Origin of the sequence: Bifidobacterium tibiigranuli, from assembly GCF_009371885.1 — a bacterium.
GTDB classification, from domain to species: domain Bacteria; phylum Actinomycetota; class Actinomycetes; order Actinomycetales; family Bifidobacteriaceae; genus Bifidobacterium; species Bifidobacterium tibiigranuli.
Genome location: NZ_QLZA01000001.1, coordinates 315,005 through 330,052, shown reverse-complemented (window position 1 = coordinate 330,052; position 15,048 = coordinate 315,005). Strand labels below are relative to the sequence as shown.

General features: G+C 61.8%; 12 protein-coding genes and 1 pseudogene. 3 read left to right on the top strand and 10 right to left on the bottom strand.

The window, feature by feature from the left end:
• Positions 1-41: 41 nt before the first annotated feature.
• Positions 42-920 carry an undecaprenyl-diphosphate phosphatase gene (locus DDF78_RS01505; protein ID WP_152579739.1) on the bottom strand — a complete coding sequence of 293 codons (879 nt, stop codon included), beginning with the start codon at positions 918-920 and terminating at the stop codon, positions 42-44.
• A gap of 258 nt (positions 921-1,178) precedes the next feature.
• Here DDF78_RS01505 and DDF78_RS01500 point away from each other — a divergent pair, with 258 nt between their 5' ends.
• The gene (locus DDF78_RS01500; RefSeq protein ID WP_152579740.1) at positions 1,179-1,967 is read left to right on the top strand and encodes a fructosamine kinase family protein; all 789 of its coding nucleotides are present in this window, start codon (positions 1,179-1,181) and stop codon (positions 1,965-1,967) included.
• A gap of 67 nt (positions 1,968-2,034) precedes the next feature.
• On the opposite strand, the gene dnaJ is transcribed toward DDF78_RS01500, so the two are convergent.
• On the bottom strand, positions 2,035-3,183 hold the full coding sequence (gene dnaJ / locus DDF78_RS01495; RefSeq protein WP_152579741.1) for a molecular chaperone DnaJ: 1,149 nt from the start codon (positions 3,181-3,183) through the stop codon (positions 2,035-2,037).
• A gap of 159 nt (positions 3,184-3,342) precedes the next feature.
• Positions 3,343-4,476, bottom strand: coding sequence for a heat-inducible transcriptional repressor HrcA (gene hrcA, locus DDF78_RS01490; RefSeq protein ID WP_152579742.1), 1,134 nt, complete (start codon positions 4,474-4,476; stop codon positions 3,343-3,345).
• Between the two features lie 341 nt (positions 4,477-4,817).
• Between hrcA and tkt the strand changes: the two genes are divergently transcribed.
• A complete protein-coding gene (gene tkt / locus DDF78_RS01485) occupies positions 4,818-6,917 on the top strand; it encodes a transketolase (RefSeq protein WP_152579743.1) in 2,100 nt (699 codons plus the stop codon).
• Positions 6,918-7,023: 106 nt separating this feature from the next.
• Positions 7,024-8,127: a transaldolase gene (tal, locus tag DDF78_RS01480; protein ID WP_152579744.1), complete on the top strand. Its 1,104-nt coding sequence runs from the start codon at positions 7,024-7,026 to the stop codon at positions 8,125-8,127.
• A gap of 142 nt (positions 8,128-8,269) precedes the next feature.
• Here tal and DDF78_RS01475 read toward each other — a convergent pair whose 3' ends face one another.
• The 7 genes and pseudogenes from DDF78_RS01475 to rapZ form a co-directional block, all read right to left on the bottom strand.
• Positions 8,270-9,070, bottom strand: a complete 801-nt coding sequence (locus tag DDF78_RS01475) for an alpha/beta fold hydrolase (RefSeq protein WP_152579745.1) — start codon at positions 9,068-9,070, stop codon at positions 8,270-8,272.
• Positions 9,071-9,140: 70 nt separating this feature from the next.
• Entirely contained in the window at positions 9,141-9,986 is an 846-nt protein-coding gene (locus DDF78_RS01470) for an HAD family hydrolase (protein WP_152579746.1), read from the bottom strand.
• A gap of 175 nt (positions 9,987-10,161) precedes the next feature.
• Positions 10,162-10,410, bottom strand: a complete 249-nt coding sequence (secG, locus tag DDF78_RS01465) for a preprotein translocase subunit SecG (protein ID WP_152579996.1) — start codon at positions 10,408-10,410, stop codon at positions 10,162-10,164.
• Positions 10,411-10,526: 116 nt separating this feature from the next.
• The gene (gene tpiA / locus DDF78_RS01460; protein WP_152579747.1) at positions 10,527-11,354 is read right to left on the bottom strand and encodes a triose-phosphate isomerase; all 828 of its coding nucleotides are present in this window, start codon (positions 11,352-11,354) and stop codon (positions 10,527-10,529) included.
• Between the two features lie 171 nt (positions 11,355-11,525).
• The gene (locus DDF78_RS01455; RefSeq protein ID WP_152579748.1) at positions 11,526-12,731 is read right to left on the bottom strand and encodes a phosphoglycerate kinase; all 1,206 of its coding nucleotides are present in this window, start codon (positions 12,729-12,731) and stop codon (positions 11,526-11,528) included.
• A gap of 209 nt (positions 12,732-12,940) precedes the next feature.
• Complete coding sequence (whiA, locus tag DDF78_RS01450; protein ID WP_152579749.1) at positions 12,941-13,885, bottom strand: DNA-binding protein WhiA; 945 nt, start codon at positions 13,883-13,885, stop codon at positions 12,941-12,943.
• 175 nt (positions 13,886-14,060) lie between these two features.
• A pseudogene (rapZ, locus tag DDF78_RS01445) lies at positions 14,061-14,948 on the bottom strand (RNase adapter RapZ); the annotation flags it as partial.
• Positions 14,949-15,048: the final 100 nt, after the last annotated feature.

The following is a 15,048-nucleotide window of genomic DNA, read 5'->3' as shown; positions in this document are numbered from 1 at the left end:
CGATGAGCCGCTAGATTAGCAGCCCGTCATGCGCACACCCGTCACGCTCCTGCTACGGCAGGCAGTGCGCCGGTGATCAGCAGAATTGCCACCACCACGGCCAGCACGATGCGGTAGATCGCGAATGCGCGGTACGAGAAGGTGGAGACGAACTTCAGGAATCCGATGATCACGACGTATCCCACGAGGAAGCTGACAATCGTCGCGGCTATCGTGGCAGTCCAGCCGGGGAAGGTCGCTGCCACGGCCGGATCGCTCAGATCGGAAACCGCGGAAATCGCTTCGAGGATGCCCGCGCCGAACACGGCCGGAATCGCCATCAGGAAGCTGACGCGCACAGCCGCCTCACGGGTGTAGCCCATGGCGCGCCCGAAGGTGATGGTGCCGCCGGAGCGCGAGACGCCGGGGATGAGGGCCAGCATCTGGCCGATGCCGAACGCAATCGCCTCTTTCGTGTTCATGTCGTCAATGGTTTTGACCTGGCGCGAGCGGGCATCGGTAATCCACAGCAGGACGCCGAAGACGATGAGCACGGTCACCGTGATCCACAGATTGCGCAGCGTCGTCTCGATGGTGCTTTTGAACAGCACGCCCGCAAGCACGATCGGGATGGTGCCGATGATGATGTACCAGCCCAGCGAAGCGTCCTTGTCGCCCGAGCCCATGCGGGACTTGAAGTCCTTGCCGTTGCGCCCGAACAGGCAGCCGAACCAGTGGCTCAGGATGCGCGCGATGTCGTGGCGGAAGTACAGCAGCACGGCGAATTCGGTGCCGAACTGGATGATGGCGGTGAACGCGGCCCCGGGGTCATGCCCGAGCATCAAGTCGCCGATGATGCGAATGTGGGCGCTTGAGGAGACCGGCAGATACTCGGTCAACGCCTGCACCAGTCCTAGGATGATCGCCTGGAAGAAATTCATAATCCCTCTTTATTCATTGCTATTCAGTAACTATTCATTACTCAGTTTTTCTCACCGCTGCGACCATACTACCGGTGATGCCCTAAGATTTCGATAAGAATCAGTTCGGCCATATGCATCGCATGCAGCACCGCAGCGACAGGGCAGCAGCATCGCATGCGCGAGGCCGATCCGCGCTCTGCTATACGCAGATGCCTTAGGGCGATTGTCGTCTCTCATGCACACAATGAAAGCAGGACAAGGCAGGGAGGCGTTCCGATGAACAAGTATCGTAAAAGCAGAGGCTATGCGCCTGAAGGATTCTTCGAATGCGAAGGCCGCGGATTGCAGTGGCTCGGTCAGGCGCAGGCGCAAGGCGGCCCGCGCGTGGTCGAAGTGCTTGGTTGGGGGCGTGACTGGCTTGACATCGAGCGGGTGAACTCCTCCTCCCCCACGCCCAAGGCCGCGCACGATTTCGGCGTGGCGCTGGCGCATATGCACGATGCGGGCGCGCCGTATTTCGGCTCCGCGCCTGAAGGCTATACCGGCACGTGCTATTTCGGGCCGTTGCAGGACCCGGTGCCGATGGATACCGGCGAATGGAGCGATCCGGCCACCTATTACGGGCAAGGCCGGCTGCTGCCCATGGTGCAGCTGGGCGTCAGGCGTGGCACGCTCAATCAGGGCGATCTCGAGCTCACCCAGCGCATCGTCGATAAGCTCACGGAATTGCTGGGGCGCGCGGCTGACGACAAGCCGGCGCGCATTCATGGCGATCTATGGAGCGGCAATGTGATGTGGACTTCCGATCGCGGGCAGAGCGAGGCTGTGCTCATCGATCCGGCGGCGCACGGTGGGCATCGCGAGGAGGATTTGGCGATGCTGCACTTGTTCGGCATGTCATATCTGCACGAGATTCTCGACGGCTATCAGTCGGCGCATCCGCTGAAAGCCGGGTACCAGGACCGTGTCACGCTCTGGCAGCTCTACCCCATCGCAGGCCACTGCGTCTTCTTCGGCGGCGGCTACGTGAGCGAGTATCGGGCGATGTGCCGCTCGTTGCTGTAAGAGGTATAAAATTGGCTCACACTTTTTCCAACGCGATCAAAAAGTGTGAGCCAAACTCACAATCCAGCTAGCTCAGCGCATCCTTCAATTTCCCGAAGAAGCCCTTCTTGGCACTACCTGCGGCAGGCTTCGAGCTTTGCGCGATATGCTGCGAATCCGTGTCATGCGAGTTCGCGAAGCGTTCGATGAGATCACGCTCGTCGTCACCGAGCTTGGTGGGAATGTGCACGCCGATGTGCGCGACCAGGTCGCCGCGTTCGTCGCCGCGCCGCATGCGGGTCACGCCAAGCCCTTTGAGCATCACCGTCTGCTCAGGCTGGCAGCCGGCGGGAATGGAAAGCGTCTCCTCGCCGTCGAAGGTGTCGATGTCGAGATCATGGCCCAGCACCGCCCAGCTCATCGGAATCTGAATCCAGCAGTGCAGATCGTCGCCATCGCGGGTGAAACGCTTGTCGGCCTTGACGCGGATATCGATGTACAGGTCTCCGGCCGCGCCGCCGCCTTCGCCCACTTCGCCCTGATTGGCAAGGCGCAGCCGGGCGTCATCGGCGATGCCGGCGGGGATGGTGACGCCGACCTCGCGCGTGGTGCGCACGCGGCCGTGCCCCATGCAGGCCGGGCATGGATTGGTGATGATGGTGCCGTGACCTTCGCAGCGCTCGCAGGGAGCCGTCGTCATCATCTGGCCCAGCATGGTGCGCACGACCTTCTGGCGCACGCCGCGCCCGCCGCAATCGGGGCAGGTCATCGGCTGCTCGCCGTTGGCCGAGCCCGATCCGCCGCACTGCTGGCACAGGCCGAAGGTGTTGATCTTGACATGCGCCGTGCCGCCGAACACCGCTGTCTTCAGATCGATGGAGACACGTGCCAGCGAGTCGCGGCCCGGCTGGGTGCGCGGAACGGGTCCCTGTGAGGCTCCGCCGAACGCGCCGCCGAAGAACTGACCGAAGATGTCACCCATGTCGTTCATGTCGAAGCCGCCCACGCCGTAGCCGCCCGCATTGGGGTCGTTAGGGTCGACGCCCGAATCGTACATGCGCTTCTTGTCAGGGTCGGACAGCACCTGATAGGCGTTGTTGACCTCCTTGAACTTGTCCTCGAATTCCGGGCCGGCGATATCGGGATGATACTTCCGGCTCATCTTGCGGTATGCGCGCTTGATCTCGTCCTCGTTCGCCGAGCGCTCGACGCCCAGTACCTCGTAATAATCTGCCACTGTTCAATCCTTGGGTTGGTGTTTGCAAGTCTACGTATGTGCATGCCATAGCTGCATAAATCGTATTCACAGGTTCATATTCGCGCAGTCATTAGTTCGCGCAGTCATTGTGCCATAAGGCTGGGTCAGCACGTATCAGCCAGCCAAGTCCAGCAGGTATCAGCTCCCGCCGCCCTGCTCGTCGGCATCATATGCGCCGTAGGAATCATGGGAGACCAGCACGGTCAGGTAGCGGGCGACGGCCCGGACCGCCGCCATGGTCGTGGAGTAGTCCATATGCGTCGGCCCTATCGAACCGACGAAGGCCACCGGCTGATCGCTGCCAGCCAGGGCATTCTGCGTGCCCGTGCCCTGCCTTTGCGTCTGCACATCGCCACGCAGATCATTCGAGCTGTGCCCGTACCCGCTGGTCACCACGGCCGAGTGCATCAGCCCCGGGGTGTGGGTCTCCGAGCCGATTGCCACCCCCACGCCGGAGTTTTCCTCGCTCAGCGAGCTCATGAGCTTCATCAGCACGACCTGCTCTTCAAGCGCATCGAACAGCGGCGCGAGGTCGACGATGCTGCGCCGATGCGCAAGCCGCGACGTGCCCGCCATATACAGATCGCCTGCGGTCTCGTCCTCGGCCATGCTTTCGAAGGCCTGCGCCAGCACGGTCGCCAGGCGCTGTACATCGGTCATGTCCGGGCGCTTAACCAGCTGACGCACCTGCTCGGCGGCCTTGGCGAGGGAAAGCCCCACGCATTGGTCGTTGACGCGGTTCGAGAACGCGGAGACGGTCTCGCGTTCGGGCATCGCCGGCACGTCAAGCGTGTGCTGGGCCACGCTGCCGGTGTCGGTGATGATCACGGCAAGCACTGTGCTCATCGCGATGGGCACGAGTTCGACGTGTCGCAGCGTCGTCTTGGACAGCGCAGGCGAAGAGACCACCGCCACTTGCCCGGTGATATTCGCCAGCAGTCTCGCCGCGCGCTGTAAGGTGTCCTGCAGACTGATGGAGCCCTGCAGGAATCGGCCGATTCCCCGGCGCTGGGCTTGCGTCAGCGGCACGACCGTGGACAGGCGGTCCACGAAATAGCGGTACCCCTGCTCCGTGGGGATGCGCCCGGCGGAGGTGTGCGGCTGGATGAGGTAGCCCTCATCCTCCAGCGCGGCCATGTCGTTGCGCACGGTGGCCGAGCTCACCCCCAAGTCGTGGTGCTTCGTCAGCGAGGACGAACCCACCGGCTCCTGGGAGCGGATGTAGTCCTCTATCACGGCGCGCAGAACGATCATGCGACGTGACTGCGCCATGCTGCCCTCCCTTGTATCCGTTTATGTCCGTATACCCGTTGCGTATTCGTTGCGTGTCCCGCTCGATCCGCACGGTTGGACGGATTCGATGGCCGGATTGCCTTGTCTATTGTATTAGCACTCGGTTAACCGGAGTGCTAATACTTTCGTTCTGGGATGATTTCGGTGGAAATATGCGCATTTCGTGAACGTTCACAAACCACAGCCCGATCAAACACGCCATAGCGGCGATGCCAAGTCGTCTGCGAAAGCTACCATGAAGGTGCAATGTGAGGGCATAGATGCCGCGGCATAAGCCGTATGCGTGATGCTCGCAATATTGGAAGGAAAGTAGATCACCTATGACCGATTTCACTTGGTCTGACTTGGACGAGCGCGCTGTGAAGATGGCGAAGGTCCTCTCCGCCGACGCAGTCGAGAAGGCCGGACATGGACATCCCGGTTCCCCCATCTCGCTCGCCCCAGTGGCCTATACGCTCTATCAGCACTACATCAAGCACGATCCTGCCGACCCCCAGTGGGCCGGACGCGACCGTTTCATCCTCTCCGGAGGCCACGCCTCGCTCACACAGTATGTGCAGCTTTTCTTCTCGGGCTATGGCGTGACCCTCGACGACCTCAAGTACTTCCGCGGCGGCGCCGACACGCGTACTCCAGGCCATCCTGAGGTCGGGCTGACCCCTGGCATCGAAATGACCACCGGCCCGCTGGGCCAGGGTCTCGCCTCCGCTGTCGGCTTCGCTTACGGCCAGCGCTTCGAACGCGGTCTGCTCGATCCCGATGCTCCGGCAGGCACTTCGCCCTTCGACCACAAGGTGTGGGTCATCTGCGGCGAAGGCGATGTCGAAGAGGGCGTCTCCTCCGAGGCCAGCTCGCTCGCGGGCAACCAAGGTCTGGGCAACCTCACCGTGATCTTCGATGCCAACCACATCCAGATCGAGGGCGACACCAAGCTCACCTTCTCCGAGGACATCCTCAAGCGCTACGAAGCGTACGGATGGTACACCGACGAAGTGAGCTTCATCCAGCCTGACGGCTCCTACAAGGAGGATACTGCGGCGCTGGCTGCGGCCCTCGACAAGGCCGAGCAGGTCACCGATCGCCCGAAGTTCATCAAGGTCGACAGCCTGATCGCATGGCCCACCCCGGGCAAGACCAACGACGAATCCTCCCACGGATCCAAGCTCGGCGCAGAGCCGATTGCCGGACTTAAGAAGATTCTCGGCTTCGACCCTGAGGTCGACTTCCCCATCGATGATGAGGCTCTGGCCCACGCACGCAAGGTTGGCGAACGTGGCGCTGAGGCTCACAAGGAGTGGGACGAGAAGCTCGAAGCCTGGAAGCATATCAATCCCGACAAGGCTGCGCTGTACGAGCGCATCAAGGCCGGCGAGCTGCCCGAAGGCTTCGACAAGGCCATCGACGATCTGGAAGCCTCCTTCGAGGCCGGTTCCAAGGTCGCCACCCGCAAGGCCTCCGGCGCTGTGCTCAACGCCATCGCGGCGGTCATGCCCGAGCTGTGGGGCGGCTCTGCCGATCTCGGCGGTTCGAACAACACCAACATCAAGGGCGCCAAGTCCTTCGGCCCCGACGCCGATGCGACCAAGACGTGGCCTGAGGTCTCCGAGTACGGCCGCCAGCTGCACTTCGGCGTGCGCGAGTTCGCGATGGGAGCCATCACCAATGGCATCCTGCTCGGCTCGGACACCCGTCCGTTCAACGGCACCTTCTTCCAGTTCTCCGACTACGAGCGTCCTTCGGTGCGTCTCGCCGCGCTGATGGAGATTCCGAACCTCTACGTGTGGACCCACGATTCCGTGGCCCTCGGTGAGGACGGCCCGACCCATCAGCCGATCGAGCATCTGGCCGCCTTCCGCGCCATACCGCAGGTCGAGGTCGTTCGTCCGGCCGATGAGTACGAGACGACCGAAGCCTATCGCGCCTTCTTCGAGAAGGACAACACCCTGCCCACCGCCATGATCCTGACCCGTCAGGGCGTCCCGACGCTTGCCGAGACCGCCGAGAAGGCCAAGGAAGGTGTGAAGAAGGGCGCTTATGTGCTCGTCGACACCGAAGGCACTCCGGACGTCATTATCCTGGCAACCGGCTCCGAGGTTCAGTGGGCCGTCGCCGCCGCCAAGACCCTGGCAGACGAAGGCACCAAGGCCCGCGTCGTCTCCGTCCCCTCCACCGAATGGTTCGAGGAGCAGGATGAGGACTACAAGGAGTCCGTGCTGCCTAAGGCCGTCAAGGCCCGCGTCTCGGTCGAGGCCGGCATCGCCATGCCGTGGTACAAGTACCTCGGCGCTTACGGCAAGGCCGTTTCCATCGAGACCTTCGGCCTGCAGGGCGATGGCGCTCAGAACATGATTGATCTGGGCATCGACGCCGAGCACGTTGTAGCAGCCGCCAAGGCTTCCATCGCCGAGGCCAAGGCCTGATTGAGCAACCAGTCGGGGGCCGCCGCCCGAAATGTTTGGCGGCGGCCCCCGACCTTGAAATATTTACCCATACCAGCATCTGGTTTGGAATAAGGAGATAAACAATATGACTGAAGCAACGCAGCGCACCAGCGATTCCGGCGTCTCGATCTGGCTGGACGATCTGTCCCGCACCCGCATCGAGTCCGGCTCGCTGCAGGATCTCATCGCCAACAAGAACGTTGTCGGTGTGACCACTAACCCCTCCATCTTCCAGAAGGCCCTGAGCCAGGTCGGCCCGTACGACGCACAGCTCAAGGAGCTGGGCAAGGTCGACGTGGAGACCGCCGTGCGCGAGCTCACCACCACTGATGTGCGCAACGCCACCGACATCTTCCGCGAAGTCGCCGAGAAGACCGATTTCGTTGACGGCCGCGTGTCCATCGAGGTCGATCCTCGTCTGGCGCACGACACTGAGAACACCAAGACCCAGGCTGTCGAGCTGTGGGAGAAGGTCAACCGCCCGAACGCGATGATCAAGATCCCGGCAACGCTCGAAGGCCTTCCGGCCATCACCGCCACGCTCTCCAAGGGCATTTCGGTGAACGTCACCCTGATCTTCTCACTCGAGCGCTATGAGCAGGTCATCGACGCCTTCATCGAGGGCATCGCGCAGGCTGCGGCCAATGGTCACGACCTGAAGCACATCGGCTCCGTCGCCTCCTTCTTCGTCTCCCGCGTCGATACCGCGGTTGACAAGCTGCTTGAGGAGAACGGCTCCGATGAGGCCAAGGCTCTGGAAGGCAAGGCTGCTGTAGCCAACGCCCGCCTCGCCTACGAGCTCTTCGAGAAGAAGTTCGCCGCGGATCCGCGCTGGGCTGGCCTCGAAGCCAAGGGTGCCAAGAAGCAGCGTCCGCTCTGGGCCTCCACCGGCACCAAGAACGCAGCCTACTCCGACTGCAAGTATGTCGATGAGCTGGTCGCCCCGCTTATCGTCAACACCATGCCGGAGAAGACGCTGAACGCCCTCGCTGACCACGGCGATGGCGCGCCTTCGATTGAGGGCACCTACGCGGAGAGCAAGGCCGTCATGGACAAGCTCGCCGAGCTGGGCATCGACATCAAGCAGGTCACCGACAAGCTCGAAGCCGACGGCGTCGCCTCCTTCATCGCCTCCTGGGATTCGGTGCTTTCCGACACCCAGGCCGGCATCGACCGCGTCAACGCCTGATACGTCTGACGCATGTGGTGCACTTGATGCACTGATGAAGTAGCGGCCTGAATCTCACGATTCGGCTCAATATCAGAGAAGCCCTCCCGATCACACTGATCGGGAGGGCTTCTTCGATACTCCACGCTTCACGCACCGCACATCACACCGGCAGCAGACCTGCCCAGTTGCGCAGCGCCTCGCGCACGATGTCAGGCTGGTCGATATGCACGTTGTGGCCGGCGTCATCCACCACGGTGTAGACGGCGTTGGGATAATGCGGCAGCAGATCGCGCTGATCCTCATAGCCGACGATCTGATCCTGCCTGCCGCAAATAATGGCGACAGGCCCTGCGAACACGCCGATTCGCTCCTCAGGGTTCGCATCGAGCCGGTAGCTGGCATTGAGCCGCATCGTCGCCTCGCGGTCGCACAGCCGAGTGCCGGGCAATATGAAACGCTGGTAACGCCGCCAGGCTTCGAAGGACTGATTGACGCCCATCTGCAGGAAGTCGAAGGACTGCGACTCCGGCAAGGCTTCCGTCAGCGCCTCGTTAGGGTTGTTGACCGTATGCTCAGCAACCTTGCGATGAGCCCGCACCGGGTCGACCACAGGGGCGATCAGTGCCATGCCGGTAAGATGCTCCGGGCAGACGCCGAGCAGGTCGCGCACCAGCGCCCCGCCCATCGAATTGCCGACCAGCGCATAGTCCTGCTCGCCAACAAGCGCAGCAACCGTGCCGCGCAGCCAATCGGAGAGATCCTGCAAACCGCCCGGCTCAGGCAGCGCCTGCGTCTTCCCGAAGCCCGGCAGATCGATGTAGATGCGTTTCGTGCCTTCGGGGAACGCATCATCGAGCATCATCATCGAACGATGATCGATGCCCATGCCGTGTGCGAAAACAATCGGGAATCCTTCGCCCCGGACGACCGAAAATGGCTCAGGCTGAAGTTCGCTGCTCATATGGCTTCATCATCCTTGTGCTGTCAGTGTGCCAACAACGCTGTCAGTGTGCCAACAACACAGTGCATGTTCACGCAATCAGCTGCTCCACCCACTGCGCCACGCCGTCCTCGTTGTTCGCCGGGCATACCTCGTCGGCGATGCCCAGCACGCGAGGATTCGCATTAGCCACAGCCACGCCGGTGCCAGAGCTTTTCAGCATGTCAATATCGATGAGGTCATCGCCGAAGGAGGCCGTCTCCCCCAGTCCGATGCCCAGCCGCTCACACACAGTGCGAAGCGAAGATTCCTTGTTGGCCAGCGGATTCATCAGCATCCACATGGTTCCTTCGGATATGCTCACCTTGAAATCAGGCGGTATCAGGCTCGCGAGCTGTGCGCATTGCTCAGGCTGCGGCATGACGAAAATCTTGTCGGCTTGACCCTTGGGTACATCAGTGAAGTCGGTGATCCGGTATTCCTGCGTCTTCCACAGCACGCTGACATCGAAATTAGTGTACCGCACATCGTTCATCACGATGCCGAGCTGGAGTCCAGGCATCGCATCGAGCAGCATGAGGCACGTCTCGCATGCACGCTGCGAGGAGAAGCCGATACGCTGCAAATGCCCGTCACTCAGCACCTCGCCAGAAGTAAGCGTGCTGAAATCCGAGCGTGCGGGATCCGTATCGATCAATGCGCCATTGAGATAGACGCATGCGTCAACCGGCAGCCGTTGTGCGAAATGCAGCCCCGTGCTGACCGGTCGGGCGGTCGATATGGCGAATTTCAGCCCCTGCTCGTGCGCCTTCACCAGCGCATCGACGGAGCGCTGCGAGAGGAAACGCTCTTCGAAGGTCGGCGCGTCATGCAGCAGCGTGCCGTCAAGATCGGCGACAATCAGTCTGGTGGACCGTGGCACGGAGGTTACGCTCATATCGAATCCTTAGCGGTTGAGGCGGAATGGGAAATAGGTCAATCTAGCACTCTGTAAGGCCAACAGTACGAATTTCAATGCTGTGAATTTCGTATCAGTAAATTTCACCGATGCGAAGGGCCTCATAACCGTAGCGATCATGAGGCCCTTCATCGTCCGTATCAGACGACAATCATCAGACGAGGTTGAACTTCGACATCAGCCCGAGTGCGATTGCAATAGCCACCCACAGCAGGGCGATGATGACGGTCCACCGGTTCAGGTTCTTCTCCGCCACGCCCGAGGTGCCGGCATTCTGCGTCAGCCCGCCGCCGAACATATCGGACAGGCCGCCGCCCTTGCCCTTGTGCATCAGAATCAGCAGCGTGAGCAGAACGCTGAAAACGACAAGAATGATTTCCAAGACAAGCTTGACGATGGCCATAGCGGACACGGGTGAACCTCCATATATACGAATGCTTGTTTAAGGATAGCGCAAGGTGGTGAACAAATGGCGTATTCTCGTCGCGAACGCAAGTTCGCATGTTCAGCGAGTCGATTTTACCGTTGCTTCACCGCTGATTTCCCAACTGACTTCCCGACTGATTTCACAGTGAGCCTGGCGATGCGCGACAGCTCCTCGACATCCAGCGACGCGCCACCGATAAGGAAGCCATCCACATCGGCCTCTTCGATAAGCTCTGCGGCGTTGTCGGAGGTGACCGACCCGCCGTACAGGATGCGCACGCCTTCAGCCACTTGCGCGCCGAAGGTCTCACGCAGATCGTCCCGGATGGCCTTGGCGGCGTCCTGAGCGGTCTGCGGCGTGGCGACCATGCCGGTGCCGATGGCCCACACCGGCTCGTAGGCGACGATAAGCCTGGCAGCCTCGGCGTCAGAGAGATCGCGAGTGACGTCGTGCACCTGGCCGACGGCGAATTCGAGCTGGATGCCCTGACGGCGCTCCTCGAAGCTCTCCCCCACGCATAGAATCGGCTGCATGCCTGCGGTCAGCACTGCGCGCACCTGATCGACGATGTTGGCATCATCCTCGGGGTGGTATTTGCGCCGTTCTGAATGCCCTACGATCACATAGCGGCAGCCGAGCCGTGCGAGCATATCGGCGGAGACGTCGCCGGTGAAGGCTCCCTGCGTGGTGACGGAGACGGATTGCGCCCCGTAATGCATGGAAAGTTTGTCGGCTTCGACAAGCACCTGGACGCTGCGCAGTGAGGTGAAGGGCGGCATCAAGGCGATTTCGCAACGACGGTAGTCGAATCGCGCGTCGCGCAGGAGCCATGCCAGCTTCTGCACGAAGTAGGTGGCCTCCAGATGATCGAAGTTCATCTTCCAGTTGCCCGCCACCAGAGGAATGCGTGTCGCCGCCATCCGCCATCCTTTCTCATGCCTGTGCGCGTTCGCGTTCATGCGGAATGTCCTCGCGTGAATTCGCTCGGCTCCGCATCGCGCCGCACAGACAAACGCGAGGCCGATTATAGCATTGCGGGCATATCCTTACCAAGGACATGCCCGCAACGAATACGTTTCCCCGCAGGAGAACTACTCAAGCACCTTCAGGCCCGGCAGTTCCTTGCCCTCAAGGAATTCGAGGGAGGCGCCGCCGCCGGTGGAGATGTGCGAGAAGCCGCTCTCCGGGAAGTTCAGATTGCGCACTGCGGAAGCCGAGTCGCCGCCGCCCACGATGGTGAAGGCACCGGCCGCGGTCGCATCTACCAGCGCCTGCGCGATGGCGCGGGTGCCCTCGGCGAACTGCGGAACCTCGAACACGCCCATCGGGCCGTTCCACACGACCGTCTTGGAGTCGACTACCTTGTCGTGGAAGAGTTTGGCCGAATCCGGGCCGATGTCCAATCCCATCTTGTCGGCCGGAATGGCGTCAGCCGGAACGACCTCGGGGTTGATCGGCGTATCGCCCGCCGGGAAGCCGGCATTGACGACGATATCGGTCGGCAGCACGAGCTCGACGCCGTTCTTCTCGGCGGTCTCAATGTAGCTCTTGACCTTGTCGATCTGGTCCTCTTCGAGCAGCGATTCGCCGACCTCATAGCCCTTGGCCTTCAGGAAGGTGTAGACCATGCCGCCGCCGATGATAAGGCGATTGGCCTTGGACAGCAGGTTCTCGATCACGCCGAGCTTGTCGGAGACCTTGGATCCGCCGAGGATCACGGTCAGCGGGCGCTCGGGGCTGTCAGTGGCCTTGGACAGCGCGGTGACTTCCTTCTCGACCAGCAGGCCGGCTGCAGCCGGCAGATCGGTGGCCACATCGTAGTTGGAGCCCTGCGCGCGGTGCACGACGCCGAAGCCATCGGAAACAAAGACGTCGCCCAGCGCGGCGATCTTCTTGGCATAGGCCGAGCGCTCGGCTGCGTCCTTGCTGGTCTCCTCCGGGTTGAAGCGCACGTTTTCGAGCAGCACGACGTCGCCGTCCTTCAAGGCTGCGACCTTGGCCTGCGCGTCTTCGCCGTAGGTGTCGGAAGCCAGGGTGACATCGGTGCCCAGCAGCTCGCCCAGTCGCTTCGCTACAGGAGCCAGCGATAGCTCGGGAACGACCTTGCCCTTCGGGCGGCCCAGATGCGCCATGAGAATCACCTTGGCGCCTTCGCCACGCAGTGCGTTGATCGTCGGCAGCGCGGCGCGGATACGGCCGTCGTCGGTGATGGTAGTGCCCTTGAGCGGGACGTTGAAATCAGCGCGGACAAGGACGCGCTTGCCACTGAGATCTCCAAGATCCTTGAGAGTCTTCATGAATATCCTTTCCTAACCGCCTTGCCGCCCCCGCATTGGACGCGACTGAAGCGGGAAGAGTCTGACGTGATGTACGCCACACTTATGATACCGTCAGCAATAAACAAAGCGCCGTGCTCGCCCAATGCGAACACGACGCTTTCATTGTATGCCTTGTATGCCCTTTAGACCTGGCTATGCTTCGGCCAAGCCTTGCCGGCCTAGCCAAGTCAGCTCTGCCGGCGCGCCTTCTCGGTCTTGTCGGCGAGCTGCAGCAGACGGCGGATACGGCCTGCTATCGCGTCCTTGGTGATTGGCGGCTCGGCCAGCCGGCCCAGCTCCTCAAGGCTGGCGTCAGCGTGATCCAGGCGCAGGCGGCCGGCGACCTTGAGGTTCTCCGGCATGTCGTCGCCGAGAATCTCGAAGGCGCGACGCACCTTCTCGCTGGCTTCGGCTGCGGCCTTCGCGCTGCGACGCATGTTGGCGTCATCGAAGTTGGCCAGGCGGTTCGCCTTGCCCCGCGCCTCGCCGTCCGAACGCTTCCCGGTCCATTCGCGGGCGGAATGCGGTGCACCCATGAGGATGAGCATGCGCTCGATCGCATCGGGGTCGCGCAGCGTGACGCGTTCCGAGCTGCGCAGCTGCCGAGCCTTCGCACTGATGCCGAGCCGCCGTGCGGCGCCCTGCAACGCCAACGCCGTCTCATGCGATGGGCAGATGATTTCCAAGTAACTGGCCTTGCCCGGGTCGGAGATGGCTCCCCGCGCCAGGAACGCCCCGCGCCATGCCGCCTTGATCTGGGCGATATTGCCGCCCACGATATCGGCCGACAGACCCTTGACCAGACGCATGCGACGATCGAGCAGACCAGCCTGCAGCGCCAGCGCCGTCGCGCCGCGTTCCACAAGCAGGCCGTAGCGCTGCACCGTGCCGTTTGGCGTCTGCCGCGCGATGCGGCTTACCGTCGCCTCCTTCTGGAAGTACGCGGCGATAGTGCCCTGCAGCCAGGTTGCGGCCTGCAGCGAATCGAACTGAGCGCGAATCACGGCCTGATTGTTCATCGGGCGCAAGCCGCCGCCAAAGCGCATCATCGTAGAGGCCTGCGCCATTTTCGCAGCAGGCGAATCGTTTTCTATTGCGGCGAGTTCGCCTTTGACATCGTCAAGAAGAGCCAAGAATCGACCTCCTACTTCCCGTTCCTTGATGCTGATAAGGCATGTCAACGGGTGATATTCCCGCAACGCCACGGCTATCTGTGTTACCTAACGACTTGGACAAAAGCGCCCTTGTGTCATTAAATTTGAGATGGAAAATCTCACGATATGGATATTTGCATAACGATACGCGCATTTAGGCCTCACCGAGTTTTCGCTGGCGCCGATGCAGTTCACGTGCCGAAACCGTCACGGACAAACCGTGCGCACGCAGGCGTTGGGCCAAGGCGGCGCTCATCGCCACCGAACGGTGCTGCCCGCCCGTGCAGCCCACGGCGATGGTCACGTAATGCTTGTCTTCCTTCGCATAGCCTTCGATGGCGGTCATCACGGCCTTCTCGTAAGCATCGAGGAATTCGCCTGCACCGTCGCTGGACAGCACGTAGTCGCTCACCGGCCGGTCCTGGCCGGTAAGTTCGCGCAGGCTCGGCACCCAGTAGGGGTTCGGCAGGAAGCGCACATCGGCGACGAAGTCCGCATCGAGCGGAATGCCGTATTTGAAGCCGAAGCTGAAGATGTGCACGGAAACCGTGGACGCCCCGGAGCCCAGCAGCGCCTCGTAAAGCTTCGTGGAAAGCTGATGGATGCTCAAGCTGGACGTATCGATGACGGTGTCGGCGCGTTCCTTGAGGTTGGACAGCAGCTCGCGCTCCTCGTGGATGCCGTCGATCAGCCGGTTGCCGTGCTGCAGCGGGTGCGGCCGCCGCACGGATTCATAGCGCTTGATAAGCACTTCGTCGCTCGCGTCGAGGAACAGGATCCTGGTCTTGACGCCCAGATCGTCAAGGTGGCCGAGCACCACCGACAGATCGTCGAAATAGCTGCGCGAACGCACATCGATAACGGCAGCGAGCTTATGGACCTTCGAGGCGGAGGCGGTCATCATGTCGACCAGCGGCACCAACAGCTTCGGCGGCATGTTGTCGACCACATACCAGCCCATATCCTCGACGCAGTCCGCGGCATGCGACCGGCCCGCACCGCTCATGCCGGTGATGAGCAGCACCTCGAACTCGTTCGCAGGCTTTGGCTCGCCTGCCGAGACCGCTGATGCGGAATCTGCCGACTCCTGCTCCTGCTGCGATTTCGCTGACGAGTTGGCGTCGCCGGATGCAGCGCCGTCA

Coding starts and splice junctions, on each gene's coding strand:
- secG (WP_152579996.1), bottom strand. CDS start 10,410: ATGGCCATCGTCAAGCTTGTCTTGGAAATCATTCTTGTCGTTTTCAGC.
- DDF78_RS01505 (WP_152579739.1), bottom strand. CDS start 920: ATGAATTTCTTCCAGGCGATCATCCTAGGACTGGTGCAGGCGTTGACC.
- tal (WP_152579744.1), top strand. CDS start 7,024: ATGACTGAAGCAACGCAGCGCACCAGCGATTCCGGCGTCTCGATCTGG.
- hrcA (WP_152579742.1), bottom strand. CDS start 4,476: ATGGCGCAGTCACGTCGCATGATCGTTCTGCGCGCCGTGATAGAGGAC.
- DDF78_RS01475 (WP_152579745.1), bottom strand. CDS start 9,070: ATGAGCAGCGAACTTCAGCCTGAGCCATTTTCGGTCGTCCGGGGCGAA.
- tkt (WP_152579743.1), top strand. CDS start 4,818: ATGACCGATTTCACTTGGTCTGACTTGGACGAGCGCGCTGTGAAGATG.
- DDF78_RS01455 (WP_152579748.1), bottom strand. CDS start 12,731: ATGAAGACTCTCAAGGATCTTGGAGATCTCAGTGGCAAGCGCGTCCTT.
- DDF78_RS01500 (WP_152579740.1), top strand. CDS start 1,179: ATGAACAAGTATCGTAAAAGCAGAGGCTATGCGCCTGAAGGATTCTTC.
- DDF78_RS01470 (WP_152579746.1), bottom strand. CDS start 9,986: ATGAGCGTAACCTCCGTGCCACGGTCCACCAGACTGATTGTCGCCGAT.
- tpiA (WP_152579747.1), bottom strand. CDS start 11,354: ATGGCGGCGACACGCATTCCTCTGGTGGCGGGCAACTGGAAGATGAAC.